General features: G+C 59.6%; 21 protein-coding genes, 1 tRNA gene and 2 pseudogenes. 9 read left to right on the top strand and 15 right to left on the bottom strand.

From position 1 onward, the window contains the following. Positions 1–17: 17 nt before the first annotated feature. The 3 genes from ACA064_RS07820 to ACA064_RS07810 all read right to left on the bottom strand — a co-directional run bounded on the left by ACA064_RS07820 (position 18) and on the right by ACA064_RS07810 (position 1,107). Positions 18–254 (bottom strand): hypothetical protein, encoded by a 237-nt coding sequence (locus ACA064_RS07820; protein WP_497672855.1) that lies wholly within the window; start codon positions 252–254, stop codon positions 18–20. A gap of 72 nt (positions 255–326) precedes the next feature. Beyond that, positions 327–629: a hypothetical protein gene (locus ACA064_RS07815; protein ID WP_497672854.1), complete on the bottom strand. Its 303-nt coding sequence runs from the start codon at positions 627–629 to the stop codon at positions 327–329. 106 nt (positions 630–735) lie between these two features. Continuing rightward, entirely contained in the window at positions 736–1,107 is a 372-nt protein-coding gene (locus ACA064_RS07810) for a cupin domain-containing protein (RefSeq protein WP_497672853.1), read from the bottom strand. 272 nt (positions 1,108–1,379) lie between these two features. Between ACA064_RS07810 and ACA064_RS07805 the strand changes: the two genes are divergently transcribed. Beyond that, positions 1,380–1,739: a hypothetical protein gene (locus ACA064_RS07805; RefSeq protein WP_497672852.1), complete on the top strand. Its 360-nt coding sequence runs from the start codon at positions 1,380–1,382 to the stop codon at positions 1,737–1,739. A gap of 64 nt (positions 1,740–1,803) precedes the next feature. On the opposite strand, the pseudogene ACA064_RS07800 reads toward ACA064_RS07805, so the two are convergent. The 3 genes and pseudogenes from ACA064_RS07800 to ACA064_RS07790 form a co-directional block, all read right to left on the bottom strand. Beyond that, positions 1,804–1,880: pseudogene (locus ACA064_RS07800) on the bottom strand (AzlC family ABC transporter permease); the annotation flags it as partial. 139 nt (positions 1,881–2,019) lie between these two features. Then, positions 2,020–2,478, bottom strand: a complete 459-nt coding sequence (locus ACA064_RS07795) for a DUF2442 domain-containing protein (RefSeq protein WP_497672851.1) — start codon at positions 2,476–2,478, stop codon at positions 2,020–2,022. Between the two features lie 191 nt (positions 2,479–2,669). Then, positions 2,670–2,759, bottom strand: a tRNA-Ser gene (locus tag ACA064_RS07790). Between the two features lie 318 nt (positions 2,760–3,077). On the opposite strand from ACA064_RS07790, the gene ACA064_RS07785 reads away from it, so the two are divergent. From ACA064_RS07785 to ACA064_RS07770, 4 genes and pseudogenes are all read left to right on the top strand, one after another. Continuing rightward, a complete protein-coding gene (locus tag ACA064_RS07785) occupies positions 3,078–3,767 on the top strand; it encodes a crotonase/enoyl-CoA hydratase family protein (RefSeq protein WP_497672850.1) in 690 nt (229 codons plus the stop codon). A 215-nt stretch (positions 3,768–3,982) separates the two neighbouring features. Further along, complete coding sequence (locus tag ACA064_RS07780) at positions 3,983–4,705, top strand: lysophospholipid acyltransferase family protein (RefSeq protein WP_497672849.1); 723 nt, start codon at positions 3,983–3,985, stop codon at positions 4,703–4,705. Positions 4,706–4,838: 133 nt separating this feature from the next. Next, positions 4,839–5,810: a magnesium and cobalt transport protein CorA gene (locus tag ACA064_RS07775; protein ID WP_497672848.1), complete on the top strand. Its 972-nt coding sequence runs from the start codon at positions 4,839–4,841 to the stop codon at positions 5,808–5,810. 160 nt (positions 5,811–5,970) lie between these two features. Further along, positions 5,971–6,201, top strand: a pseudogene (locus ACA064_RS07770) (terminase); the annotation flags it as partial. Positions 6,202–6,230: 29 nt separating this feature from the next. Here ACA064_RS07770 and ACA064_RS07765 read toward each other — a convergent pair. The 3 genes from ACA064_RS07765 to ACA064_RS07755 all read right to left on the bottom strand — a co-directional run bounded on the left by ACA064_RS07765 (position 6,231) and on the right by ACA064_RS07755 (position 8,297). Next, positions 6,231–7,028, bottom strand: coding sequence for an acyl-CoA thioesterase (locus tag ACA064_RS07765; RefSeq protein ID WP_497672847.1), 798 nt, complete (start codon positions 7,026–7,028; stop codon positions 6,231–6,233). A gap of 134 nt (positions 7,029–7,162) precedes the next feature. Further along, positions 7,163–7,921, bottom strand: a complete 759-nt coding sequence (locus ACA064_RS07760) for a CHAD domain-containing protein (protein WP_497672846.1) — start codon at positions 7,919–7,921, stop codon at positions 7,163–7,165. Positions 7,922–8,018: 97 nt separating this feature from the next. Continuing rightward, positions 8,019–8,297 (bottom strand): hypothetical protein, encoded by a 279-nt coding sequence (locus ACA064_RS07755; protein WP_497672845.1) that lies wholly within the window; start codon positions 8,295–8,297, stop codon positions 8,019–8,021. 221 nt (positions 8,298–8,518) lie between these two features. Between ACA064_RS07755 and ACA064_RS07750 the strand changes: the two genes are divergently transcribed. After that, the gene (locus tag ACA064_RS07750; protein WP_497672844.1) at positions 8,519–9,565 is read left to right on the top strand and encodes a patatin-like phospholipase family protein; all 1,047 of its coding nucleotides are present in this window, start codon (positions 8,519–8,521) and stop codon (positions 9,563–9,565) included. Between the two features lie 21 nt (positions 9,566–9,586). Here the strand turns inward: ACA064_RS07750 and ACA064_RS07745 are convergent, their stop codons facing one another. The 6 genes from ACA064_RS07745 to kdpF all read right to left on the bottom strand — a co-directional run bounded on the left by ACA064_RS07745 (position 9,587) and on the right by kdpF (position 17,715). Then, positions 9,587–10,282: a response regulator gene (locus ACA064_RS07745; protein WP_497672843.1), complete on the bottom strand. Its 696-nt coding sequence runs from the start codon at positions 10,280–10,282 to the stop codon at positions 9,587–9,589. 37 nt (positions 10,283–10,319) lie between these two features. Then, a complete protein-coding gene (locus tag ACA064_RS07740; protein ID WP_497672842.1) occupies positions 10,320–12,971 on the bottom strand; it encodes a DUF4118 domain-containing protein in 2,652 nt (883 codons plus the stop codon). Positions 12,972–13,092: 121 nt separating this feature from the next. After that, positions 13,093–13,638, bottom strand: a complete 546-nt coding sequence (kdpC, locus tag ACA064_RS07735) for a potassium-transporting ATPase subunit KdpC (protein WP_497672841.1) — start codon at positions 13,636–13,638, stop codon at positions 13,093–13,095. Between the two features lie 215 nt (positions 13,639–13,853). Next, a complete protein-coding gene (gene kdpB, locus ACA064_RS07730) occupies positions 13,854–15,917 on the bottom strand; it encodes a potassium-transporting ATPase subunit KdpB (RefSeq protein WP_497674193.1) in 2,064 nt (687 codons plus the stop codon). 5 nt (positions 15,918–15,922) lie between these two features. Continuing rightward, on the bottom strand, positions 15,923–17,617 hold the full coding sequence (kdpA, locus tag ACA064_RS07725) for a potassium-transporting ATPase subunit KdpA (protein WP_497672840.1): 1,695 nt from the start codon (positions 17,615–17,617) through the stop codon (positions 15,923–15,925). 8 nt (positions 17,618–17,625) lie between these two features. Beyond that, positions 17,626–17,715, bottom strand: a complete 90-nt coding sequence (gene kdpF / locus ACA064_RS07720) for a K(+)-transporting ATPase subunit F (protein WP_007899818.1) — start codon at positions 17,713–17,715, stop codon at positions 17,626–17,628. A gap of 428 nt (positions 17,716–18,143) precedes the next feature. Here kdpF and ACA064_RS07715 point away from each other — a divergent pair, with 428 nt between their 5' ends. The 3 genes from ACA064_RS07715 (at position 18,144) to ACA064_RS07705 (ending at position 25,922) form a co-directional block, all read left to right on the top strand. Further along, complete coding sequence (locus ACA064_RS07715; protein WP_008006000.1) at positions 18,144–18,311, top strand: DUF2897 family protein; 168 nt, start codon at positions 18,144–18,146, stop codon at positions 18,309–18,311. A 1,058-nt stretch (positions 18,312–19,369) separates the two neighbouring features. Continuing rightward, entirely contained in the window at positions 19,370–21,007 is a 1,638-nt protein-coding gene (locus ACA064_RS07710; protein ID WP_497672839.1) for a ShlB/FhaC/HecB family hemolysin secretion/activation protein, read from the top strand. Between the two features lie 103 nt (positions 21,008–21,110). After that, a complete protein-coding gene (locus tag ACA064_RS07705) occupies positions 21,111–25,922 on the top strand; it encodes a hemagglutinin repeat-containing protein (RefSeq protein WP_497672838.1) in 4,812 nt (1,603 codons plus the stop codon). Positions 25,923–25,969: the final 47 nt, after the last annotated feature.

The raw sequence follows: 25,969 nt of genomic DNA, 5'->3' as shown, positions 1-25,969 counted from the left end.
GAAGAGAAAACCCGGGGCTACAGAGTTCTTTGGCCATTACCTATGCTTCTGGCAATGCCTATCGCTAAATCCATAGCAGCCTCCATATCCAGGTTATGCAGCTCCGGGGCGTAGTCCTCGACGATCGTCTTCCCGTTCGGCGCGTAAACATTAACCAGCAGCAGCAGGGAACCATCCTTCAGGATCTGCGCTTTCACTTCGATCCTGCAGCCATTGGAGAGCGTTTCCCGGTGATCCACATGGCGTTCAGTCATCTCCGGCATCCTTCTGAAGTTCAAGTCTCGTAGCAACACCCGGTCGCGTCACGCCACTCGGGTGCACCTTCGTTAAAAGTCAGGTAAATCCTTGATGGATCTACCCGAGCCACCATGCTCTTCAACTTCGACGGTCACGTGGCCATCCGGGAGCGCCTTGAGCACCAGCCGACCGCCATGGACCTGCTGGCCCTCGGCAATAAAGAGCGTATCGATAATGTCGCCGTCATCGATGGAGGCCACCACTACCGAAACTGGCACAACCTCTTCGTTGCCACTCTGGTGAGGTTCATCTCCGCCATAGGGCGCCCACTTGATGTATTCGACAATCCCGGCCTCATTCCTGCGAACGCCACTCACCACATAAAGAGACATGGGTCCACCTTGAAAGCTTGCGCTTTCAGCTACTGATCAAGACTCCAACCTACCCCCATTACGCGCCACCAGCCATAGCGTAACGACGAGTTGCGCCCTCAGCATTTCAAGCCTTGCGCGCATAGTTACTGGCGCCAAACCAGTCGACCACCACCACCGCCTCGTCTCCGACCACCCATGCATCGTGGCCTGCCGGCAGTGAGGTGATGTCTCCCGGCCCGGCGATGATCTCGGTGCCGTCATCCATAAGAATCGCCAGTCTGCCAGCGACGTGATACTGGAAGTGCGGCGCCTGGCAGGTAGGTGTCTGGGCCAGCGGCTGGATGTCATTGGTCCAGCGCCATCCGGGTTTAAAAGTAAAACGCCCAACCTCCGAATGGCCAATTCTCAGGATTTCAGCTTTGCCGTGAGGAAATTCGCGCGTTTCGTCGGGTTCCGAGAAGGACTTATGCTCAACCATTTGCTCGTAAGTAGACATGAAATAGCCCTCGAATGAGTGGCTGAAAAGTCTGTAGCAACGCAAATGGCATCTGCCTGCCACAGACTATTGGCATCGCACTTCATTGATGCATCTGATAATTCTAGACCCTTAATGGTGGAAACCCGAGGTTCGGCAGCTGACCGCGTACCGGACGCGATTTCGGAAAAAAGCATCGGGGATGGCGTTGCATTTCATCGCCACAGGATTGACGTCCGCTCGCTGCAAGCGCGCAATGCTTCTTCACCGATTGCCACCAAGGGAAGATCCAAATGGCAGACATCACAGTCTTGGCGGGGGACTTTCTGCAGGGTGATGGAGAATATCAAAACGGAGTCTTCACCCTCAGGACCTCTCTCAATCGTTGGCCCGGTATCACCCTCCCCCTCTCAGCGTTTAAAACGCTGGAAATAGCCAATGAGGAATCGATAAACAACGTCAAGGACGCCATAGGTTTCGGCATCGCCGGCGCCATGTTGCTCGGCCCCATAGGGGCGATCGCCGGATTCATGCTGGCGGGCAAGGAAACCGAAGTGACTTTTATCGCGACACTCAAGGACGGCAGAAAGCTCCTGGCTGCCGTTGACAGCACGACCTATGAAGAGATTTCAGGGCGAGTCCACCATAAGTAGCGCTCAAGTGCGCCGCACCACTGTGGTGGTGCGGCATACATCGAACCTGCCCCTCCTGTAGATTAAACGTCAGGCCCACACCAGCGCGTACCAGCGGTTGAACGTCTGTCGGTCGTGCTGGCTGACCAGCGCGAAAAACTCCGAAACACCTCTTCGGGCTCTTGTCATGTTCTCGTCACACCGGACTGGCACATTGAAGTCAGTCACAGGGACGTGACAACTTACTATCTGAAGCCCGCCATGTGCGGGCTTTTTTGCTTTCATGATTCCACAGCGCAATCTAAACGCAATTCTCCCTGCGCTCCTTGTGCTCGTACTCCCACCCCCTGCACGCCAACCCTACATGCTTTGGGATCAACGCTGCACCGCTGCTATACGCGGTGATAGTTCGACGGGTGAATCCCAGCTCGACAGCCGCCGCCGATAACGAGAGATTATTACTCAGCATCCAGCGTTTGAAATCACGGGTCGGCATGACCTCTCCCGATTGCTCCAGGGCCATGCGATGCAATGTCGTAGCGGAGAGCTCGATGTCATCACCCCAGGTCACGTCGAATCCCCACTCGCCTACCGCGACCTGGCTGAACAACCTCAGGTCTTGCAACGGCTCGAGCACAGGGAACGTCTTGATGTGTTCGGTGACATCCACGGTATGCCGCTTGCCGTTGTTCCACTCGATATCAAGGGCATGTTTGCCGGCAACTGGTTGCACAGCAGAAATGCGAAGCTTGCTGGTCATTAGTCAGTACCTCCGGTTTTGCTCATTCCATACACGCCAGAGATCTGCTTTCCAGTTTCGTTCGCTATGAAGGGTAGCCATAGCCGGATGCTAGAGAAATTTTTTCCCTAGCACAATAGACTTTTTAAAGACGCAAAAACCACAAAACCCCTGATTTCTTTCGAAACCAGGGGTTTTGTGTACATCGAATTTGGCGGTGAAGGAGAGATTCGAACTCTCGATACAATTTCTTGTATACACACTTTCCAGGCGTGCTCCTTAAGCCACTCGGACACTTCACCGTATCTCGTCAAACATGTTCTGTCTGTCGAGGCGCGCTAATGTAGTCGAAAGCTTTTCCAATGGCAAATATTTTTTTCAGAATTTTCATGCGCTTAGAGATTTATGTCGGTGGAAGCGGTTGGCCGCTGTGCCTGGCCATGGCAAACCGGCCAATCTCCGGCCTTGCCTGTGCTTCTATATAGAGGGCAACGTGGCGCTGGCGTGGCCGGCCAGGCTTGTCGGGCGGGCAAAGGCTGACTCACCGGTCAGTCACGGCGCTTTACCTGGCCGGTGGCGCTGGGTAACGTCTGCCCTACTTCATTACAAGGAATAGCGTCATGAGTGAGTTGATTTCTTACCACCTCGAAGACGGTATCGCGACCCTGACCTTGAGCAACGGCAAGGTCAATGCCATTTCCCCGGACGTGATTGCTGCTTTCAATGCTGCGTTGGATCAGGCGGTGACGGATCGCGCGGTGGTGATCATTACCGGGCAGCCGGGGATTTTGTCGGGCGGTTATGATTTGAAGGTGATGACCGCAGGTCCCAAGGAAGCGGTCAGCCTGGTGACGGCGGGATCGACCCTGGCCCGGCGCCTGTTGTCGCATCCCTTCCCGGTGATCGTCGCTTGCCCTGGGCATGCGGTGGCCAAGGGTGCATTTCTGCTGTTGTCGGCGGATTACCGGATCGGCGTCGAAGGCCCGTTCAGCATCGGCCTGAACGAAGTGCAGATCGGCATGACCATGCACCATGCTGGCATCGAGCTGGCCCGCGATCGTCTGCGCAAGTCGGCGTTCCATCGTTCGGTGATCAATGCCGAGATGTTTGACCCGCAAGGTGCGATGGATGCCGGGTTCCTCGACAAGGTGGTTGCTCCCGAGGAGCTGCAAGGCGCCGCACTGGCTGCCGCGCGTCAGTTGAAGAAGATCAACATGACTGCTCACAAGAACACCAAGTTGAAAGTACGCAAGGCCCTGCTGGAGACCCTGGACAAGGCGATCATCCAGGACCAGGAGTTTTTGGTTTAACCGCCGAACGTCACACAGAGAAAAGCCCGGCCATCGAGTCGGGCTTTTTCTTGGGTTTTCTTTGAAAAGCCTTACAGCCGCTCTAGACCGCATCTGACGTTTCAGATCGGAAACATGCGCTTAAACATCGGCTATCTCCCACCTCTATACAGGCAATTGCCGAAAACAGTGCACATCCGTACACTGCGCCACCTTTTGTCCCGGTGGGCCTGTAAATGCTCTATCTGTTTCGCATGGTGTTGATGGGCTTGCATTTTATTGCCGCGGGAGTGCTCGGGGTGGTGCTTGGGCTGTGTCGACCGTTCAATCCGGACAACAGCCGTTTATGCGCTCGCCTTTATGCCTGGCCGGCCATGTGTATCTTGCGTCTGCGGGTGAAAGCCGAGGTCGGGCCGTTGATGGACAAAGCTCCAGGCTGCGTGATCATTGCCAACCACCAGTCCAACTACGATTTGTTCGTGCTCGGCAATGTGGTTCCGCGGCGTACGGTGTGCATCGGCAAGAAGAGCCTGAAATGGGTGCCGTTGTTCGGGCAGTTGTTCTGGCTCGCCGGCAACGTGTTGATTGACCGTGGCAACGCGCATAAGGCCCGCCAGGCGATACTGACCACCACCCACACCTTGCGGCACAAGGACACCTCGATCTGGGTCTTCCCGGAAGGCACGCGCAACCTCGGCGAAGAGTTGCTGCCGTTCAAGAAAGGCGCGTTCCAGATGGCGATTGCCGCTGGAGTGCCGATCGTGCCGGTGTGTGTCAGCACCTATATCAAGCATATGCGCCTGAACCGCTGGCGCAGTGGCAAGATCCTGATCCGCTCGCTGCCGGCGATTCCCACCGCAGGGTTGAGCCTGGATGATATGCCGAGGCTGATCGCCCAGTGCCGCGAGCAGATGCGCGAGTGCATCGAATCGATGGATCGGCAGTTGCAACCCGCCTGAACCCAGCCCGCCTCGCGCGGGCGTTTTTTTGTCGGTGAACTGCGCCGATGTTGCTGACTCTGATCAGACAGAGCAGGCTAAGCATGCACCATGCCTGCCACTGCCATTGGCCACGAAGAAGCGAACAAGAATTATGGGTAGAGTCGTTGCTGCTGCGGTTTACAGCGCTGGTAAGAAAGTCACCAACATCACCCTCGATGAAGGCAGCGCCTGGGCGGCTAAGCCTGGGCACTTCGTCTGGATCGGTCTGGAAGAGCCGAATGCCCAGGAACTGGCCAACCTGCAAAAACAGTTCAACCTGCACGAACTGGCCATCGAAGACGCCCTGGAAAAACACAGCCGCCCGAAACTGGAAACCTTCGGCGATGCATTGTTTATCGTCACCTATTCGCCGGTGCGCACGGCGGGCAGGCTGGAGTTCATTGAGACCCATATCTTTGCCGGCAATGGCTACATCATCACTGCCCGCAACGGTCAATCAAAGTCTTACGCCCATGTCCGACAGCGTTGTGAGGCGCGACCGCTGTTGCTCGAGCACGGGGAAGATTTCGTACTCTATGCCCTGCTCGACTTCGTCATCGAAAACTACCAGCCGGTGGGCGAAGCGATCCATGCCGAGATCGATGAGCTGGAGAGCAACGTGATGTGTAGCTCACTGAATGAGCGCGACATCCAGAAACTCCACAGCCTGCGCCGCGATGTGCTGCGATTGCGTCGGTATGCCGCGCCGATGGTGGAGATCGGTGAGGAATTGCAGAAGCTGAGCTTTCCGTTCATTGACAAGAACATGCGGCCGTATTTCCGCGATGTGCAGATTCATGTCACCCGGCAGATGGAAGACCTGGCGACCCTGGCGGACATTGCCAGCCAGACCATCGAAGTCGGGGTGTTGCTGGAGGCTTCGCGGCAAAGTGTGGTGCAACGCAAGTTCGCGGCCTGGGCGGCGATTCTGGCGTTTCCGACGGCGGTGGCCGGGATCTACGGGATGAACTTCGAGAACATGCCCGAATTGACCTGGCAATATGGCTACTTTGCGGTAGTGGGGTTTATTACGGTGGGTTGTGTCGGGTTGTGGATGAGCTTCAAGCGGTCGGGGTGGTTATAGGTTCCGGCCGATGGGTTTTGCAGGTTAAACCGGTTGAGCCCTTCGCGAGCAAGCCGCCTCCTTGGTCGTCTATCACCCCCATAGCCAGCCTTGATTCGCTCAAGCCCTTTGGCGGGCCTATTCTTTATCTATAGGTTGCAACGGATCGAGGGCTACCAACATGGGCAAACGTCACCCCAATTTCCCCGCCTGGCAATGGCGTGTCCATCCAGGTAACCATCGCAATCCGACCAATCGGGTGTTGCAGCTGATTGCCGTGCAACTGTTTATCCTGGCGCTCCTGTTGATTGTTACGGGAGTGTTCGGGATGAGTTTTTCGAGCGTTGCCATTGGCATCGTCGGATTGCTCGCCGCATTAGTCCTGCAACGCCACGGTCACAGCCTGGAGGCTTAAGCCTGCGGGCCGTGGACTGAGCGGGTTTAACCGAAGACGGTAACCGTCTGGCGGCTCATTGCGATCAACTGTCCTTCAGCGCTCCACAAGGCTGCAGCCGCGTGACCATAACCGTCGCGGGCATGCTCGATCACCACCTGGTATTTGCACCAGTCCAGAGTGCTCAATTTCAGCAATGGCTGGACGAATTCGATGGTCCAGGTCAGGGTGCTGCCCGCTGCCGGTTTGTTCAAGTGTGGCAACAAGGCCGGAGGCCAGGCATCCACCAATGCCAGAATATGCGCCTCGGTCAAGGGTTCTTCCTTCACATCCCCGCGTAACCGCACCCAACCGCCCATTTCCCGCGACTTGTTACCGGTGAACGGCAAACCGCCGACGCTCCAGCGCATCGCCAGATGGCGCATGAATTCCGGGGTCACGCCCTGGATGTAAGGCAGTTCCTGACACTCGTCCCAGTGTTTCATGGCCGGCGCCGGTTCGGCCGCGACGTCGATTTCGGAAGAGCGAGAAGCGCCAAAACTGCCCTGGACCAGGGTCACCACCTGGCCGTTCTGCATGGCCCGGCCCAGCACCTGGCTGACAGCCTTGCCTTCGCGCAGAACATCCACTTCAAAGCTGATGGGTACATCGGGCTCGGCCGGGCCGACAAAGGTGATCGCCAACGAGCGCACCGGGCGATCGGCCGGAACTTTGGCGCGCATGGCTTCGTACTGCAAGGCGGCCATCAGCCCACCAAAACTGGCGCGCCCCTGAGCCCATTGCGCCGGAATAGACAGCTCGAGCGGATGGCTGCGGACAGCATCGACCAAATCGGAAAAGCGCATGAAAACCTCAAGCCAGGAAAAAGACTCAAGGATCTTAACCACCGATTACTGACTGCACAGCACTTATTCCGGCCAAAAAGACTGACAGATAAGCCGGACGCTACTGGCACCGCGCATTCTCTTGGAAGAGTGCGTCAGGATTTGAAGCAAGCCGCACTCAACTTGTCCAGCACCCGATCGGCGCGCTCTTCTGCCTGGGTCATGGTGGTTTTCCACACCGCTACACAGGGCTGCAAATCAGGCTCTTGCTCGGCTTTGGTCAGCCATTGCAAGCAATCATGCCAGTCGCCCAGCGCGCCTTGGGCAGACTTGAGACGAGGCATCGCCTGTTTGGGCAAGCGATCCAGCTCGGGATAGGCTTCGATGGCGTAACGCACGCGCTTGATCAGCAGGCGCAAGCGATGCCGGTCGTGGGCTGGATCGTGCAACGCCTTATCCAGAGACTTCCACTGCTTGGCCAGACGCTTTTCAATGCGCTGACGCAAACCCTTGAGCAAGCCCTGTCGCTGGGAAGCGCGCAAAAAGCGCGGAAATGCATCGAGGATCAGGAACAGTTGCGCCAGTTGTGGACTGTTCGCCACGTCGGGATAGGCTTTGGCCATTTGCAGCATACGGCGCTCGGCCGCTTCACGCTGACCATGGCTGTGCAGGTACGCGGCCAGGACTTCGCGGTCGCGCAAGGGTGTGGTCAAGTCGCCGACCGCAGCCGCAGCGGCCTCCAGCTGCTCGACACCGGGCAAACCGCGCAGGGGCCGCAACAGGCTGCGCAGACGGCGAGCCGTAGTACGCAAGTCGTGCAGCGCTTCAGCATCGGTCAGCGCATTCAAGCGTGCCTGACAGGCCAGCAAGCGAACTTCCAGACCGAACAACCGAGCCACCAACCGATTGATCATGGGGTTTACTCCATAGAGGCAGCTGCAAGGTTCAAGCGCCAAGCTTCAAGCTAACAGCCGGCGCGATTCAAGCTTGCGGCTTGTATCTGCTCCTTCATCAACGTCCCGCGCGGGATTCGCGGATGTAGAAGCGGGCTTTCTCGGCTTTTTTGGTACAACCTTCGTACGCCTCGAACTGCTGCTGAGTCTTGGCCCCGGTCAACAAGGACAGCGCCTTGGAATAGCTGACGGTGCCGGCGAAACCTTCGACCTTGGCCAGGTCCAGCTCATGCCATGCCGCGTCGAGCTGGCTACCGCAACTGTCACGGTACGCCGTTTTACCGGCACAACCGGCCAGAGCCAGCGCAATCAAAGGCAGACAGATCCAGGCTTTCATCGATGACACCTCAACATAATAAAACATTCGTGCACGTAAGACGGTAGGCCGCGTAAAAAGTGCCTTGCCCACCGCTGAAGAATGTAGCTGGCGCGAGAATACTCGCCTGCCGTCAGTGAGTGTCGAAAAAACGACCCTGGGCCGCCACCAGCCAGCCACAATGATTGAAGCGGTACCCTTGATGGGTGCATTGTTGACGCATGTTCGAGAAGGGGCCAGTCATGAAGAAGCGCGTCGCATTGGTACTGGGCTCGGGTGGTGCCAGGGGGTATGCCCATATCGGGGTGATCGAAGAGATCGAAAGACGCGGTTATGACATCGCCTGCATCGCCGGATGTTCAATGGGGGCAGTGGTGGGCGGAATCTATGCCGCCGGCAAGCTCAACGACTATCGGGACTGGATTGAAAGCCTGGACTACCTCGACGTGTTGCGTCTGGTGGACGTCAGCTTCCGTCTCGGGGCGATCCGTGGGGAGAAGGTCTTCGGCCAGATCCGCAAGATCGTCGGTGAAATCAATATCGAAGACCTGCGCATCCCCTACACGGCGGTGTGCACGGATCTGACCAACCAGCAGGAAATCTGGTTCCAGGAAGGCTGCCTGCATCAGGCCATGCGCGCCTCGGCGGCGATTCCCAGCCTGTTCACCCCGGTAATGCAGAACGGTCGGATGCTGGTGGACGGCGGCCTGCTCAACCCGCTGCCGATCGTCCCGGTAGTCTCCAGCCACTGCGACCTGATCATCGCCGTCAACCTTAACTCGACCAACCAGCGCCACTATCAATTGCCGGTGATTCAGCGCCCCGCCGCGTTCAAGAGCCGGTTCGACAACCTGATCAACTCCCTCGGTTCGCATTTGCCGTTTCGGCGCAAGCCAGCCGAGCAGTTGTTGCTGCTCGAACAGGAGGCCATGCGCAGCGAGGCTGCCGACCTGAGCAACCCGTGGATCGAGTCCGCCGAACCGGAAGCCCAGCAACCGGCTGCCGCCCCCGAAATAGAAGGAGCCGGAGCGCCGAAGTCGGCTACCGGGTCGTTCATCATCGACAACGTCGGCCCGGCGTCGCTGCTGGATCTGATCAACCAGAGTTTCGAGGTGATGCAGACCTCCCTGGCGCAATACAAGATCGCCGGTTATCCGCCGGATATCCTGATCAACGTGCCGAAGCGGGTGTGCCGGTTTTTCGAGTTCTACAAGGCCCCGGAGCTGATCGCCCTCGGCCGCGAGATAGCCCGGGATACCCTGGATCGGTATGAGAATGATAAGAATTGAAGATCTTTTCAGGGGCGACACCTAACCCAAGGCATCGATCAACCGATACCCCACCCCCGCCTCGGTCACGATAAACCTCGGCTGTGTCGGGTCGTCCGCCAGTTTCTGTCGCAGATGCCCGACCACAATCCGCAGGTAATGGCTGTCTTCAGTATGAGTCGGGCCCCAGATGTCCTTGAGCAGTTGCTGCTGGGTGATGACCCGCCCCGGATGCCGCGCCAGTTGCGCCAGCACCGCGTATTCCTTGCGAGTCAGGGCCACTTCGTTGCCATCCAGCAATACCCGGCGATAGGCCAGGTCGACGGTCAGCGGGCCGAAGTTGAGCGCTACTTCCCGGGCTTCGCCCGTCGGGGCCTGACGCAGTAAAGCGCGCACCCGGGCGAGGAATTCCTGAATGCCGAACGGCTTGGTCACGTAGTCGTTGGCACCGCCATCCAGTGCTTCGACTTTCTGCCCTTCGTTCGCGCGCACTGACAGTACCAGCACTGGCACCGTCGACCATTCGCGAAACTCACGCAGCACCTGCTGACCGTCCATGTCCGGTAAGCCGAGGTCGAGCACCAGCAGGTCCGGCTTGTTCAGCGCGGCCTGGGCCAGGCCTTCGCTGCCGCTGCCGGCTTCAAGGACTTTGTAGCCTTGGGAGGTCAGGCTGATGCGTAGAAATTTGCGAATCTGCGGTTCGTCGTCGATGACCAAAATGGTCGCGGTCTGGCTCATGAATTCTGATCGCGGCAGGGAAAGATCCGAAAGGGTATCAGGCTTCACGTTCAAAACCCGGCTGTTCCTGCAAAGGCAGATGAAGTGTGATGCAGGTGCCACGGCCGTCGATGCCGTCGGCGACGCTGATTCGCCCACCATGGGCGCCGACCATGCCCTGACAGATCGCCAGCCCCAGCCCCGTACCCTGTCCGCCGCGATCCCCGCGGGCAGCGGTGTAGAACATGTCGAAAATTTTCGCCCGTTCCGCTTCCGGAATGCCGGGTCCTTCATCGCTAACGGAAAAAAACAGCTCGCTGTCAGTCGAGCCGGCACTCAGTTGCAGACGCCCCTGAGGCAGTGAAAAGCGCGCAGCGTTCTCCAGCACATTGACCAGCGCCTGTTCAATCAGCGCCGCGTGAACATAGAGCAGCGGCAATTCGCCCGGCACCTCGGTGCTGACCTGCAACGGCGCCAGCACCGCGCGCAAGCGATTGCGCGCACTGCCGACGATATCCGCCGGCGACACCCAGTCCCGCGCCAGTTTCAAGGCACCATGGCCCAGACGAGTCATGTCCAGCAGGTTCTGGATATAGCGATCCAGCCGCTCGGCTTCATCGCGAGTGCCTTCGAGCAGTTCACGGCGGTCCTCCAGCGGGATCGCTTCGCCCAGGGCCAGCAAGCTGTCGATGCTGCCGCGCATGGACGTCAGCGGCGTGCGCAAATCATGGGACACCGAGGCCAGCAAGGCGCTGCGCAATTGCTCGGTTTCGCCATGCAGGCGTGCGGCCTCCAGATCCTCGGCCAATTGCGCCCGGGCCAGCGCCTGAGCCAACGGCTGGCTCAACGCGGTCAACAAACGGCGGCGCTGCCCGCTGAGTGGCTGGCCGTCCTTGGTGCACACGCCAAGTAACCCTAACGGCCCCTCCTCCACCGACAACGGCCACCACCACCAGCGCCCGAACGGCAAGGTACCGGTGCCCATGCCCGCCGGTTGATCGTGTTGCCAGGCCCAGTCGGCGGCGGCGCGCTCGGTTTCGGAAAACAGCTGCGGGCCACCGGTTTCGACCTTCCAGCTGCTCGGTCCGTCGCGATTGAGCAGGCACAACTGCAGATCGTTCCAGCCATCAAGGTGCTGGGCGGCGGCGCTGACCACTGCCTGACGGTCGGTGGCCGCGGTCAGTTTGCGCGACAGGTCGAGCAGTTCGCTGGTCTCTTCCTGGGTGTCGCGCAGCGCCTGCAACTGCCGGCGCTGGCGCGCTGCGAGGTTACCGGTGAGGGCCGCCATCAGCAGGAAAAACAACAAGGTCAGAACATCTTCTTCGCGCTGGATGCGGAAGGAGAAATTCGGTGGAATGAACAGAAAGTCGTAGGTCAGGAACGACAACGCCGCACAGGCCAGGGCCGGGCCGAGACTGCTGCGCACCGCCACCAGCAGCACCGCGGCGAGGAACACCAGCGAGATGTTCGGCAGCGGCAACACACTGGCCACCGCCCAGGCCAGGGCGCTGGCCAGTACCGTCGCCAGCACGGCCAGCCCATAGTCGAACCAGACCAATGAATGCGCTGCACGCATGCGCGGTACCGGTTGGTCGGCTTCACTGTCGAGGACGTTGATTTCCAGTCCGCGCGCATCACGCAACAGCCGTGAGGCCAAGCCGCCGCCGAACAGCCGACGGCGCAAACGCTGCCTCGACTGCCCGACCAGCACCAGGCTGGCACGGCGTTCGGCAGCGTGCTGGATCAAGGTTTTCGCCACCTCGCCGGCCCGCAACAACACCACTTCACCGCCCAGACGTTCGGCCAGTTGCTGGGCACTTTGCAGGCGTAAACGCGACTGCTCGTCGCGCACGCTGCCGTTATCCACATGCACCAGACTCCAGGGTAAATGCCGGCGCTGGGCGACTCGACTGGCGTGGCGCACCAGACGTTCGGCCTGGGCATCGCCATCGACCCCCACCAACAGGCGGCCGCGCACGGCCGGTGCCGCCTGGCCCAACTGCCGGTAGCCCTGGTGCAAATCATCATCGACCTGGGCCGCTGCAGTCTGCATCGCCAGTTCACGCAAGGCCGTGAGGTTGGTCTGGGTGAAGAACGCGTCGATCGCCGCCCGCGCCTGTTCCGGCACGTAGACTTTGCCGTCGCGCAAACGCTCCAGCAGTTCCCGGGGTGGCAGGTCAATCAGCAGCAGTTCGTAGGCTTCCTGCAGCACCCAGTCGGGCAAGGTTTCGCGGACCTGCACGCCAGTGATGCCGCGTACCTGATCGTTGAGGCTTTCCAGATGCTGGACGTTGACCGTGGTGAACACATCGATGCCGGCGGCCAACAGTTCCTGGATGTCTTGCCAGCGCTTGGCGTGGCGACTGCCGGGCGCATTGGTATGTGCCAGTTCGTCCACCAGTGCCAACTTTGGTTTGGCCTTGAGCAGGCCGTCGAGGTCCATCTCATCGAGCAGCACTCCGCGGTACTCTGAACGCAGCAACGGCTGCTGCGGCAAACCACCGAGCAGCGCCTCGGTTTCCGCGCGGCCGTGGGTTTCCGCCACGCCGACCAGCACTTTCACTCCCTGACGCAATTGGGTGTGGGCTGCTTGTAGCATGGCGTAGGTCTTGCCGACCCCGGGGGCGGCGCCGAGGAAGACTTTGAGCCGGCCACGACCGTCGCGGGGCAAGTCTGCTAACAGCGCGTCGGCGCGGCCGGAGTCACTCATGCTTGTTTCGCCTTGTACGTCTTGAGATTGGTTTGTCCCCGAAAAGATCGCAGCCTGCGGCAGCTCCTACAGGGATGTAAGCGGTCATTGCAGGAGCTGCCGAAGGCTGCGATCTTTTGATCTACAGCTGTTGCAGCGCGATATTCAGCGCCAGCACATTCACCACCGGCGGACCCACCAGGGGCCGCTCGACATGGGCATCGACCAGCTGTTGCACAGTGGTAACCGGCAGATTACGCGCGGCCGCGACCCGTGCCAGTTGATAGGCAATCGCCGCCGGTGGCAAGTGTGGATCAAGGCCGCTGCCGGAGGTAGTGAGCAACGCCAATGGAACCGCCCCCTGCCCCGACACCAACAGCTTGTTGGCGTCGTCTATCACTCGGGTGGCCAGCGCCGGGTTACTCGGCGACAGGTTGCTGGCACCGCTCGATACCGTGGCAAAGGCGCCCGCCGACGGGCGCGGATGGAACCAGGCATCACCAGTGAAATCCTGGGCAATCAGCGCCGAGCCACGGACCTTGCCGTCGGCATCGCGTACCAGGCTGCCGTTGGCCTGATCCGGGAACGCGACCTGGGCTACACCGGTGACTACCAACGGGTAGGCGACGCCGGTAATCAGGGTCATCAGGATAAGCAGGCTCAGAGCCGGACGTAACATAGTGGACATTTCAGATCCCTCGATTCAAAAACATACGTAGTGTCTGAAGTAGACACATAACCCTGTGGCGAGGGGGCTTGCCCCCGCTGGGCTGCGAAGCAGGTCCAAAACCTGCAAACTCATTCCTCCCAGGCACACCGCATGCACCGGGTTTACGACTGCTGCGCAGCCGAGCGGGGGCAAGCCCCCTCGCCACAAAAACGCGCTCCTCAGGCAGACTCGCGTCAAACCAACTGCAACGCCGTCAACAACATGTCGATCAACTTGATCCCCACAAACGGCACCAGAATCCCGCCAACGCCATAAATCAGCAGATTGCGCCGCAATAACGCCGCCGCGCTCGCCGCCTGGACTCGCACGCCGCGCAGCGCCAGCGGGATCAGCACCACGATGATCAAGGCGTTGAACACAATCGCCGAGAGGATCGCGCTCTGCGGGCTGCTCAGGTGCATGATGTTGAGCACGCCAAGCTGTGGATAAATCGAGGCGAACAGCGCCGGCAGGATCGCGAAGTACTTGGCCACGTCGTTGGCGATGGAAAAGGTGGTCAGCGCGCCACGGGTCACCAGCAATTCCTTGCCGATCTGCACCACGTCCAGCAGCTTTGTCGGGTCGCTGTCGAGGTCGACCATGTTCGCCGCTTCGCGGGCCGCCTGGGTGCCATCGTTCATCGCCATGCCGACGTCGGCCTGGGCTAGCGCCGGCGCATCATTGGCACCGTCGCCGCACATTGCGACCAGGCGTCCGTCATTCTGCTCATGCCGAATCCGCGCCAGCTTTTTCTCTGGAGTCGCTTCGGCCAGCACGTCATCCACACCGGCCTCAGCAGCAATCGCGGCGGCGGTCAGCGGGTTGTCGCCGGTCACCATCACGGTGCGAATACCCAGCTTGCGCAGTTCGGCGAAACGCTCGCGAATGCCGGGCTTGACCACGTCCTTGAGGTGGATGGCGCCGAGCAGTTTGCCCTCGGCGCAGACCAGCAACGGGGTGCCGCCGCTCTGGGCGATCTTGTCGATTTCCCGTGCCAGCGCCGGCTGCAGATCACGGCGTTGCAGACCGACAAAGCTCAGCAGCGAATCCACCGCGCCCTTGCGGTAAATCCGACCCTGGTAGTCGACACCGGACAAGCGGGTCTCGGCACTGAAGGGCACTGCAGTCAGTAACTCGGTGGCCGGTTCAGGCTGTGGATAAAGTCCGCGCAGGTACTCGACTATGGATTTGCCTTCCGCAGTGTCATCGGCCAGCGATGCCAACAACGCACCTTCGGCCAGCTCTTTGGCGCTGATCCCGGGTGCGGGATAAATCGCTGTGCAGCGGCGGTTACCGAAGGTGATGGTGCCGGTCTTGTCCAGCAGCAACACATGCACGTCACCCGCCGCTTCCACGGCGCGACCGGATTTGGCTATAACGTTGAGCCGCACCAGACGGTCCATCCCGGCAATACCGATGGCCGACAACAGGCCGCCGATGGTGGTCGGAATCAGGGTTACCAATAACGCCACCAGAAACACCAGCGGCAGGCTGCCGTTGGCGAAGTGAGCGAACGGCTGCAGGGTGACGACCACCAGCAGGAAGATCAGGGTCAGGCCGATCAGCAGGATATCCAGCGCCACTTCGTTGGGGGTTTTCTGGCGCTTGGCACCTTCCACCAGCGCGATCATCCGGTCGAGGGTCGACTCGCCGGGGTTGGCGGTGATCCGTACCAGCAGCCAGTCGGAGACCAGTCGGGTGTTGCCGGTGACGGCCGAGCGGTCGCCGCCGGACTCGCGGATCACCGGTGCCGACTCGCCGGTAATCGCCGCCTCGTTGACCGCCGCGATGCCTTCGATCACTTCGCCGTCACCGGGGATCATTTCCCCGACTTCGACCCGGACGACATCGCCTTTGCGCAGGCTGGTGGCGGGCACCACCTGAAAGCTTCCATCAGCTTTCTTGCGCCGGGCACTCAGGCCTTCGCTGCCGGCCTTGAGACTGTCGGCGCGGGCCTTGCCGCGACCTTCGGCCAGGGCTTCGGCAAAGTTGGCGAACAACACGGTGAACCACAGCCACAGGGCGATTTGCGCGGCCACGAAAGTCGGCACCGCCGGGTCCGGCACAAAGCACAGGACGGTGGTGAGGATCGCCGTCAGTTCGACCACCAGCATCACCGGCGCGCGCTTGAGCTGACGCGGGTCGAGCTTGACGAAGGCTTGCACCAGCGCCGGTCGCCAGAGGGCCGAAATCGCGGTTTTCCGTTGTTCCGACGCCTTGACGGCGGCGGTTTTGGTTGCGGGCATATTCATCATCAGATCCCTCAGAAGCCTAAGCTCAAGTGTTCAGCGATAGGACCCAGCGCCAAGGTCGGCAGGAAGGTCAGGCCGCCCACCAGCAAAATGGTCACAGTCAGCAAGGTCACAAACAGCGGGCCATGAGTCGGGAAGCTGTTCTGGCCGATCGGCGCGGTTTTCTTCATCGCCAGGCTGCCGGCCAGGGCCAGCACCGGGAGGATGTAACCGAAGCGACCGATCAACATGCCCAGGCCGAGCATCAGGTTGTGGAACCCGGTGTTGGCACCAAAACCGCCAAAGGCTGAACCGTTGTTGGCACTGGCCGAGGTGTAGGCATAGAGCAACTGACTGAAACCGTGGGGGCCGGGGTTACTCACCGAAGCCACCGGGCCGGGCAAACTCGCCGCGATCGCACCGAGCACCAGCACACCAATTGGCATCACCAACAAGGTCACGACCAGCAACTGGACTTCCCTGGCCTGGAGTTTCTTGCCGAGGTATTCCGGAGTACGACCGATCATCAAACCGGCGAGAAACACCGCGATCAGCACGTTGAGCAGCATGCCGTAGAGCCCGGCACCGACGCCGCCGAAGATCACTTCGCCGACCATCATGTTGACCAGCGCGACCATCCCGCTCAGCGGGTTGAGGCTGTCGTGCATGCCATTCACCGAACCGTTGGACGCGGCGGTGGTGGTCACCGACCAGAGCACCGTGGCGGTGGTGCCGAAGCGCGCTTCCTTGCCTTCCAGTGGTGCAGTTTGTTCGACCGCAACGTTGTCCAGGGTCGGGTTCGGCTGATACTCGGCCCACAACGAAGTGGCGCCGCCGATCAGGAACAACGCCAGCATGCAGGCGATGATCGCCCGGCTCTGGCGCAGGTCTTTCACGTAATGGCCAAAAGTGAACACCAGCGCAACGGGGATCAGAATGATCGACGTGACTTCGAACAGGTTGCTCCAGGCCGTCGGGTTCTCGAACGGATGAGCCGAGTTGACGCCGAAGAAGCCACCACCGTTGGTGCCCAGTTGCTTGATCGCAATCTGGCTGGCTGCCGGGCCCAGGGGAATCACTTGATCCACGCCTTGCATGGTCAGCGCATTCACGTATTGGGCGAAGGTTTGCGGTACGCCCTGCCAGACCAGGAACAGCGCCAGCAGCAGGCACAACGGCAACAGGCCATAGAGAGTGGCGCGGGTCATGTCGACCCAGAAGTTACCCAGGGTTTGCGCCGAACGCCGGCCGATGCCACGACACAGTGCAACCAGCACGGCCAGGCCGGTGGCAGCGCTGACGAAGTTCTGCACGGTCAGGCCAACCATCTGGCTGAGGTAGCTCAGGGAGGCTTCACCGCTGTAGGACTGCCAGTTGGTGTTGGTCATGAAACTGATGGCGGTGTTGAACGCCAACGTCCACTCCTGACCCGGCAGGTTTTGCGGGTTGAGCGGCAAATAACCCTGCAACAACAGGATTAAAAACAGCAGCAGAAAACCCGCGAGGTTGAAGGCGAGCAAGGCCAGGGTGTATTTCTGCCAGCTCTGTTCGGTCTGCGGATCGACGCCGGCCACTCGATAACAGCCGCGCTCCACAGGCCCGAGGACCGGCGTCAGCCAGGTTCGCTGGCCTTCCATCACCTTGTAGTAGAAGCGCCCGAGAAACGGTGCCGGTATCAGCACCAGGGCGAAGAAGGCGAGGATCAGCCAATAGTCATAACTGTGCATAGCCGCTCCTAGTTCCGATCCGCGCGCAACAGCGCAACCAGTAGATAAATGAACAGCCCCACTGCCAGCAGCAGTGACACTCCGTCCAGAACGCTCATGGAATTTCTCCGTCGTACGGCGATTGCCGCGTGTGCATTCATTGTCGGCAGGGAGGCTGTAAAGGAACGAGAGCGAGGGGTGAGGCGCGGCATAAAGAATGTGTAAAAAGTACGGGTATGTGGCGACTTGTCGGGCCTCATCGCGAGCAAGCCCGCACAGTGAATTTGTGTTGAACACAAAACAGGTGATCGACACAGATCCACTGTAGGAGCGAGCTTGCTCGCGATGGACGTTAACGATAACGAGTGGTTTCAGAATGAACGCGGCGCCCTTGAGTCCATCGCGAGCAAGTTCGCTCCTACACAGCGCTATCCACACCGATCAGGCCTACAATGGAACCACTGAGAAACGCAATTACTCAAAGTGGTATATGCACGACCATCGGACGAAACCCTTCGCCCAGTGGCCTGCCTTGAAGGAGAGCCCTATGCCCTGGTATGCCTGGTTAATTCTGATAGTTGCAATCGGCTCGATCGTCGGTGGTTTGATGATGCTGCGCGACACCGCCAACAAGGTGGAACTGACTGAAGAACAACGCAAACGCGTGGCCGAACGCAACGCGGAAGCGGACGCCAAGGATGCGCAAGATCGTTGATCCCCAAACCCTGTCATTGAGAACCAATGACAGGGTTTAACTTATCAATCGCCATGCACAACCCCTGTGGCGAGGGGGCTTGCTCCCGCTCGGCTGCGCAGCAGTCGTAAACCCGGTGCATGCGGTGCGTCTGACAGAATGGGGTAGCAGGTTTTAGGCCTGCTGCGCAGTCCAGCGGGGGCAAGCCCCCTCGCCACAATTGATCACCTGTTCATAGATCTGCGCTGCTGACACAAACCCCTCACCACAATTGATCAACCAATCAAAGATCTGCGCTGCCGACACAACCCTGTTGCGAGGGGGCTTGCCCCCGCTCGGCTGCGCAGCAGTCGTAAACCCGGTGCATGCGGTGCGTCTGACAGAATGGGGTCGCAGGTTTTAGGCCTGCTGCGCAGTCCAGCGGGGGCAAGCCCCCTCGCCACAATTGATCACCTGTTCATAGATCTGCGCTGCTGGCACAAACCCCTCACCACAATTGATCAGCCAATCAAAGATCTGCGCTGCCGGCACAAACCCCTCACCACAATTGATCAGCCAATCAAAGATCTGCGCTGCCGACACAAACCCCTCACCACAATTGATCAACCAATCAAAGATCTCCGCTGCCGACACAACCCTGTGGCGAGGGGGCTTGCCCCCGCTCGGCTGCGCAGCAGTCGTAAAGCCGGTGCATGCGGTGTACCTGACAGAATGGGGTAGCAGGTTTTAGGCCTGCTGCGCAGTCCAGCGGGAGCAAGCTCCCTCGCCACAATTGATCATCCAAGTCAAAGATTCCGCCGCTGACACAAACCCAATTGATGACTTGATCATAGATTTCCATTAGTAGAGCGAAATACACCATTCGTCCTACACAATCCCACGCCGAGTCCTAGGAACGTAGGGCACTTCTTACACCAAATTCAGACGCTAGCCCCCGTATTTGCTGGTCGAAATCGCTTTAAACTTTAGGTTTACAGCCATTGGCAATTACGAGTATCGGGCTTATGCCGAATGTTCATTTCAGGTTCGCACTCCGCACCTTCGCTTTCTGGTTGGCGATAATCCTGTCGATTGGACTGATGTATGCCCCCTCTGCCTGGGGTGACGATCCGTCGATCAGCGATCTGAACCTGCGCTCGCAAGACCGCGAACGGCGAACCCGCGAGCAACTGGAGCTCGACCAGCGTCTGCGTCTGCTGGAACGCTCCGGCGCCGCGCAACCGGAACACACAGCCCCCGAGTCGGCATCGCCTGGCAGCGAAAACTGCTGGAATTTTCAAGGACTGCGGCTGGCCGGCAATACCTTGATCACTCAGAAGCAGATCATCGCCCGACTCAAAACGCTGATCACGCCCTGCATGAATGCCCAACAGCTCAATCAGCTGTTGGCAGCCCTCACCCAGCTGTATGTCGATGCCGGCTATATCGCCAGCCGCCCCTATCTGGCGAGCCCGCCGCAAGATGCACAGAGCCTGGACATCATCATCGAGGAAGGCTTCGTCGAATCCATCGAACTGGAGGATCCGACCCTACCTGTGTCACTACAGGGCGCATTTCCCGGGATGCTTGGCTACCCCTTGCAACTGCGCAATCTGGAGCAGGGTCTCGACCAATTGAACCGCCTGCGCTCACTGGACCTGACCGCTGACATCGCGCCCGGCGCATTGGCCGGCGGCTCGCGGTTGATCATTCGTTCGCGCACTCAGGCGTCGCCCTTGGCCGCAGCGCTGAACTACAACAACCGAGGCAACCAGCAAACCGGGCGCGACCGTGCTGCGTTGAGCCTGACCCTCGATAGTCCCCTGGGGCTGAACGATTTCGTCAGCCTCAATGGCAGCACCTCGCTGAATCAGCAAGACGCCTACAGCCGCAGCCAAAGCCTGTATTACAACATTCCTTATGGTTTCTGGACCCTTGGCCTGAGCCTGAGCCGCGCCGAGTACCGTTACCCGATTCAGCTCAAGCACCAGGTCGTGGTCAGCAACGGTCAGACCGACCAGTACGATCTGAGCCTCAACCGCATGCTTTGGCGCGATCAGGGAACGTTGCTCAACGGCACGCTGCGCCTGAGTTCCAAACGCTCGGACAGCTACTTTGCCGGGCAGCGCCTGCTCATCCAGAGCCCGCGTCTGACAGTGGCCGAGGCCAGTCTCAATCTGCTCAAAGTCTCGGACGGAATCTGGAGCAGCACCCTCAGTTACGCCCAAGGGCTGGACTGGCTGGGCGCCGACCGCGATAGCGAGCGGCTTACGAAGCAGTTGCCACAAGCACAATTTCGCAAGTACCGCGCCGACATCAGCTACTGGCGCCAAAGCCGCGACGCCCTGTGGAACTGGGACAGCCAACTGGCTATGCAGTACAGCCCCGACCTGCTGCCGAGCCTCGAGCAAATGCTGTTGACCGATTACTACGCGGTCCGGGGTTTTCGTCTTGGCTCGCTGTCCGCCGCCAATGGCGCCGTATGGCGCAATACCCTGAGTCTGCCGCGAACATTCAGCCCGCAGCTACGCATCAGTCCGCGCGTGGGGCTCGACACTGGCTGGGGAAAGTATGCCCAAGGCGCCAGAAGCCAGCGATTGGCGGGCGCGAGCGTTGGCGTCGGGTTCAGCGGAAAAAACTTTCAAGTCGATTTCGACTACCAACGCGGGCTGTACAGCTCGCGACCTTTAAACCCGGAGCCAGGTTTCTGGCTAATGGAGGTGAACCTCTGGATTTGAAACAAAGGAAATCCTGGAAGATTTCCCAAGGAGTGATCACTCGTGCCCAAGGACGATAAGGACATTGCACGGAAACCCATAAAAACAATCAAAAGGTTTCTTCATGAAAACAAAAACAACAAATCCGCCCCTGCAACTCAAGCCCTGCCAGGCATTGCGCTGGGCTATTTCCGGACTGGTATTCGTTCATTACATACAACCGGCACTGGCTGAGAATCTAACCCCGGTCCCCGGCGGCGCCCAGGTTTCCCGTGAGCAAGGCGTTCCGGTGGTCGGCATTGTGGCACCCAATGGCGCGGGTGTTTCCCACAACCAGTTTTACGACTACAACGTCGAACGCCAGGGTCTGGTGCTGAATAACTCATTGGCGCCCGGCATGTCTCAATTGGCCGGTCAGCTCGGCGCCAACTCGCAGTTCAACGGACGCGACGCCAGCCTGATTCTCAACGAAGTCATCAGCCGCAATGCCTCGAGCATCGCCGGGGCGCAGGAAATTTTCGGCCGGGCTGCGGACTATGTGCTGGCCAACCCCAACGGCATCAACGTCAATGGTGCGAGCTTTATCAACACCCCGCGCGCCAGCTTCGTGGTCGGCAGCCCGGAACTCGAAGACGGTCGCCTCACCCGCCTGAACACCTTCAATGCCAGCGGTGATTTGCAGGTCGGACAGCTTGGCTTGCACAACAATGGCGGCGCCATCGACTTGCTCGCACCGCGGGTGACCACTGACGGCGAAATCAGCGCACAGAACACCTTGAACCTGACGGTCGGGCGCAACCAGGTGGACTACGCCAGTGGTAGCGTCGAGCAAAGCCGCAGCGAACCGGGCAGCCAGCAACGGGTCGACGCACAACTGTTCGGCGCCATGCGTGCGGGACGAATCAATATCGTCAGCACCGCCGATGGCGCCGGGGTCAGGATTGCAGCCCCCATCACCTCAAGGGCAGACCTGAAGATCGAGTCAGCGGGTGATCTGGAGATCACCGGTAAAACCCGACCCAACAACCTGAATGTACAACGCGCAGTGCTGAGCAGCACCGAGGGCGATGCCCGGTTGTCTGCCAAGGGCGACTTGACGCTCAAGGCTGCCAACGTCAACGGGCGCAACATCGATGTCGCAGCGGGCCGCAACCTGCGCCTCGACGCCCTGACCGCCGAACAAAAAACCGAGACCCGTGAAAACTGGGAAAACAAGTTCTGGTTCATCACAACCGAAACCTACGATAAAAACCGCACTGAAACCCGCCGTCGGCAACACGGCAGCCAACTGAACGCCAGCGCGGACCTGCAACTGAAAGCCGGTGAAAACGTCGACTTCAAAGCCTCTGGCGCCAAGGCTGGCGGCCAGCTACAGATCGATGCTGGCAAGGATCTGCTACTCAGTGCGCTGAACGATTCGACCGATATCAAAGAGAAGGTCAATCATCGCAAAAACCTCTGGCGCGGTGACTATGAACAGAACGAGCTCACCGAAAAAGCCCAAGACAGCCACCTGCAAAGCGCTGGCGCGATGAATCTCACCAGCAAAGGCAATCTGCAGGTGCGGGGCAGCGAGATCGAAAGCAACGGTGACATGACGCTTCAGGCTGGCGGAAAAATCGGGATTGGCGCTTCCCGCGTCGCCCAATCGAACTACAAGAAAAACTATCAGGGCGATCTGGTCTCCGGAAGCTTTTTCGGCGAGAACGGCAAGGACGATCAGAGCAAGGATCTGGCCGTTGGCAGCCGGGTCGAGGCCCAAGGCAAGCTGCGGATGACCTCCGAGGACGTCACCATCAGCGCCAGCCAGGTGCTGGGTCAACAGGACGCGCTGTTGATCAGCAAAAGCGGCGCTCTGACCATCGATGGTGAGCACAACGTTGAGCGCTCCGATAAATCGGATAAAGACAGCAAGCTCTTCGGCCTGATCAAGGATGAAACACGCACACAGAGCGAAACAGGTACTCACCTGCGTAGCGAGGTGAAATCGCAGAGCAATCTGCGCCTGCAAAGCGCCAGCGACTTGAACGTGACCGGCGCCGAGGTCAAGGCCCAAGGCAAGCTCGAACTCACGGCGAGCAACGACATCAACCTTCGGGCAGCCCAGAGCAGCGGGAAAACCATCCGCGAAACCGACACCCACGGTTTTTCCGCCTCGGCCGGGGAAACCAAAAAGGCTGCCGACGGAATCAAAGGCTCGAAGCAATACAAGGCCGAAGTCGGCTATACCCAGAAGGAAACAAAAAACACCCTGGACACCCTCACCCACGAGGGCAGCCAACTGAGTGGCAGCACAGTGGAACTGCTGGCCGGCAATAACCTGCAGGTCAAGGGTTCAAAGGTCGAGGCCACGGCCGGAGATCTGCAGGTCAAGGCAAAATCCATCGAGCTGCTAAGCGAAGCGGACAAAATTACCGACAGTACCCAGGAGAAGAACCTCAACCTGGGTGCATTTGCCACCGGCGGCATGGACCGCGCCGGGACTGGTTTGCAAGTCGGCAAAGAAAGCATCGACACCAACGTTCAAGCGTCCACCGTCAAGTCGAGCCAGCTCAGCGCCCGTGATGACCTGAAACTGATCGCCGATAATGGCCAGGGAAACATCATCACCGAAGCGGCCAAGGTCAAAGCCGGCAAAGACCTGGTGGTCAGCGCTGGCAGTCTGGAAAACCGTGCGGTTCATGACACCAGGTCCGAGACTTGCGACGTCAACCAATGGACCGCCAATCTGGGCGCCAGCCTCGAGTACAAGGACGTGACCCGGCCTGTGCAGAAGATGATCGAGGACACCGGGCAGAGCAAGTTCTACCAACCCTTGGCGATCGATGCGATCGAAACGCCGAACGTCGGCGTCGACCTGGCCTTCAATCTGCTCGACACCGAGACCGGCGCAGATTCGAGCAAAGCCGTGGTCAGCGAGTTCGAAGGCGGGGCGGTGAAGGTCGTGGTCGATGGCGCACTGACCGACATCGGCACCCGCTACACCGCCACTGATGGAAAGGTCGAGATCAAGGCCGACACCCATGAGTTCCTCGCTGCCGAAGACACCTCCAATACACACACCAAAGGCACCGACGTCGACGCCAGCTTGCGGGTCTATACCAGCACCGGCAGCGACATCAACGCCCGGGCGGCAGGTTCCGGCGGCAGCTTTGACCTGGCCAAAACCAATAGCACTGCGGTGCCCGGTAGCCTCTCAGGCAAGCAGGGTATCCAGATCCAGTTGGGCGCCGACGGCCGTTATGAGGGCACTCGCTTCGACGCCCAACAGGGCGCGTTGAGCATTCATACCCCAGGTTCATTGACCTTCGACGAAGCCCGCGACCGGCAAACCTCCAAGGAAAACACCTTAGGCGGCTTCGCCTGGCTGGAAGGCGGAACCAGTCCGACCAGCGGGAAAAAAGCCAACGGCGGTTTCCAGCTCGACAAATCCGACCTGCGTACCGAGGACACCCAGGGTCGTGGCGCCACATTCCACGCCAAGGGCCTTACCGACATTGTCGCCGGCCAGGACCTGACCTTTCATGGCTCGCAGATCGGTGACGCAAAAAACCAAAATGGCGAGGTCAATCTGAGCGCTGGCAATACCCTTGAATACCTCGCAGGTGTCGATACCCACGAGGCCCAAGGCAGCAAGATCGGTGGCGGCGCCCGGCTGAGTTTAAAAGCCAGTCAATCCGCCGCGAGCAGCACCCAAACCGGAGGCATCGGCGCGCAGTTCAGCCTGGGCAAAACCGACGAAAGCAGCCAGATCCAGCGCGGCGGCAGTATCGACAGCGCGGGCAAGGTTCATATCGAAGCGGAAAACGTCCGCCTGCAAGGGGTTCAGGGCAAGGCTCAAGCATTCGAACTGATAGCCAATAACGGCGACCTGATTCTCGAGTCGGCGACTTCCACCGAAAAACGCGATAACAAATCCATTGGTGCAGGCCTGGGCATCAACGCCACCGGTAGCTCGGACAGCAGCAAAAACGCTGACGGCCTGTTTGGTCGGGCGAAGCTGGAAATCGACAAGCTCGATAGCCTGACCCATGACAACACCCGACTCACCGCCGACCGGGTCCAACTCGACAGCCGCGGTGACACTCGACTGGCGGGGGCGACGATCAACGCCAAAGCCGTCAGCGGCCAGATCGATGGCGATTTGCTGGTTGAGAGCCGCCAGGATCAAGTGAAAGGGGCAACCGTGAAAGTGGATGCGCAACTGACCACCGAAAAGAACCCGAACGGCGTAGTCGACAAAGTTGCAGCGCTCGGCGGCCCTGCCACCGATACCCTCAAAGACAAAACCAAGGGCTTCTACGAGAAAGCCGCCGACAAGGCCAAAGACCTCAAGGACAACCTGGTGGCCAAGGTCGGTGACGCCAAGGAAAAACTCGGCAACAAGCTGACCCGCAGTGATAGCTACAATCTCGACAAGGCACGTACTGCTGCGCCGGCCTCGGCGCCGGTGCAGGAAGGTTTCAGCGCCAACGCCAACAGCGCCGAAATCGCCCGTTCACGGCTCAAGGATCTGTTCTTCAAGAACCCGCGCAACCGCGATATCACACCAACCTTGCTGGTGGATGTCAGCCATACCAGCAAGGACAGCGTCGCCCAGGCTTCAAGCATCAAGGGCATCGACAAGGTGGATTTGCAGGTGGGCGGCAAGGTCGATCTGATTGGCGCGCGGATCAGCTCCTCCCGAGGTGCGGTTGACCTGGGCGGCGCATCGGTCAACGCCAAGGACCTGAAGGGCCGTGACTACCGGGCCGATGTCAGCCTGAATTCGTCGACTTCTGTCACCCAGAGCGGCACTGAAATACTCAAGGAATTCCTGAAAAAACGCGACTCACAAACCAAGGAGGACGAGGTGTTCAATATCGGTCTGCTGCGCGGCGGCGGACATAACAACAGCCAGATACTGGCCAGCGGCATCGATCAGAAAACCCGCTAACCCATTCATAAGGAACTGATCGCAGCCTGTCACCAGCCCCGCTCTAC

Source organism: Pseudomonas sp. LBUM1658, assembly GCF_059716055.1.
The sequence above is the reverse complement of the archived record's forward strand: the minus strand, read 5'-3'. Positions and strand labels throughout refer to the sequence as shown.

Excerpts from the sequence above, each read along its gene's own strand:
- ACA064_RS07820 (WP_497672855.1), bottom strand. The coding sequence starts at position 254 with ATGACTGAACGCCATGTGGATCACCGGGAAACGCTCTCCAATGGCTGC.
- ACA064_RS07815 (WP_497672854.1), bottom strand. The coding sequence starts at position 629 with ATGTCTCTTTATGTGGTGAGTGGCGTTCGCAGGAATGAGGCCGGGATT.
- ACA064_RS07810 (WP_497672853.1), bottom strand. The coding sequence starts at position 1,107 with ATGTCTACTTACGAGCAAATGGTTGAGCATAAGTCCTTCTCGGAACCC.
- ACA064_RS07805 (WP_497672852.1), top strand. The coding sequence starts at position 1,380 with ATGGCAGACATCACAGTCTTGGCGGGGGACTTTCTGCAGGGTGATGGA.
- ACA064_RS07795 (WP_497672851.1), bottom strand. The coding sequence starts at position 2,478 with ATGACCAGCAAGCTTCGCATTTCTGCTGTGCAACCAGTTGCCGGCAAA.
- ACA064_RS07785 (WP_497672850.1), top strand. The coding sequence starts at position 3,078 with ATGAGTGAGTTGATTTCTTACCACCTCGAAGACGGTATCGCGACCCTG.
- ACA064_RS07780 (WP_497672849.1), top strand. The coding sequence starts at position 3,983 with ATGCTCTATCTGTTTCGCATGGTGTTGATGGGCTTGCATTTTATTGCC.
- ACA064_RS07775 (WP_497672848.1), top strand. The coding sequence starts at position 4,839 with ATGGGTAGAGTCGTTGCTGCTGCGGTTTACAGCGCTGGTAAGAAAGTC.
- ACA064_RS07765 (WP_497672847.1), bottom strand. The coding sequence starts at position 7,028 with ATGCGCTTTTCCGATTTGGTCGATGCTGTCCGCAGCCATCCGCTCGAG.
- ACA064_RS07760 (WP_497672846.1), bottom strand. The coding sequence starts at position 7,921 with ATGATCAATCGGTTGGTGGCTCGGTTGTTCGGTCTGGAAGTTCGCTTG.
- ACA064_RS07755 (WP_497672845.1), bottom strand. The coding sequence starts at position 8,297 with ATGAAAGCCTGGATCTGTCTGCCTTTGATTGCGCTGGCTCTGGCCGGT.
- ACA064_RS07750 (WP_497672844.1), top strand. The coding sequence starts at position 8,519 with ATGAAGAAGCGCGTCGCATTGGTACTGGGCTCGGGTGGTGCCAGGGGG.
- ACA064_RS07745 (WP_497672843.1), bottom strand. The coding sequence starts at position 10,282 with ATGAGCCAGACCGCGACCATTTTGGTCATCGACGACGAACCGCAGATT.
- ACA064_RS07740 (WP_497672842.1), bottom strand. The coding sequence starts at position 12,971 with ATGAGTGACTCCGGCCGCGCCGACGCGCTGTTAGCAGACTTGCCCCGC.
- kdpC (WP_497672841.1), bottom strand. The coding sequence starts at position 13,638 with ATGTCCACTATGTTACGTCCGGCTCTGAGCCTGCTTATCCTGATGACC.
- kdpA (WP_497672840.1), bottom strand. The coding sequence starts at position 17,617 with ATGCACAGTTATGACTATTGGCTGATCCTCGCCTTCTTCGCCCTGGTG.
- kdpF (WP_007899818.1), bottom strand. The coding sequence starts at position 17,715 with ATGAGCGTTCTGGACGGAGTGTCACTGCTGCTGGCAGTGGGGCTGTTC.
- ACA064_RS07715 (WP_008006000.1), top strand. The coding sequence starts at position 18,144 with ATGCCCTGGTATGCCTGGTTAATTCTGATAGTTGCAATCGGCTCGATC.
- ACA064_RS07710 (WP_497672839.1), top strand. The coding sequence starts at position 19,370 with ATGTATGCCCCCTCTGCCTGGGGTGACGATCCGTCGATCAGCGATCTG.
- ACA064_RS07705 (WP_497672838.1), top strand. The coding sequence starts at position 21,111 with ATGAAAACAAAAACAACAAATCCGCCCCTGCAACTCAAGCCCTGCCAG.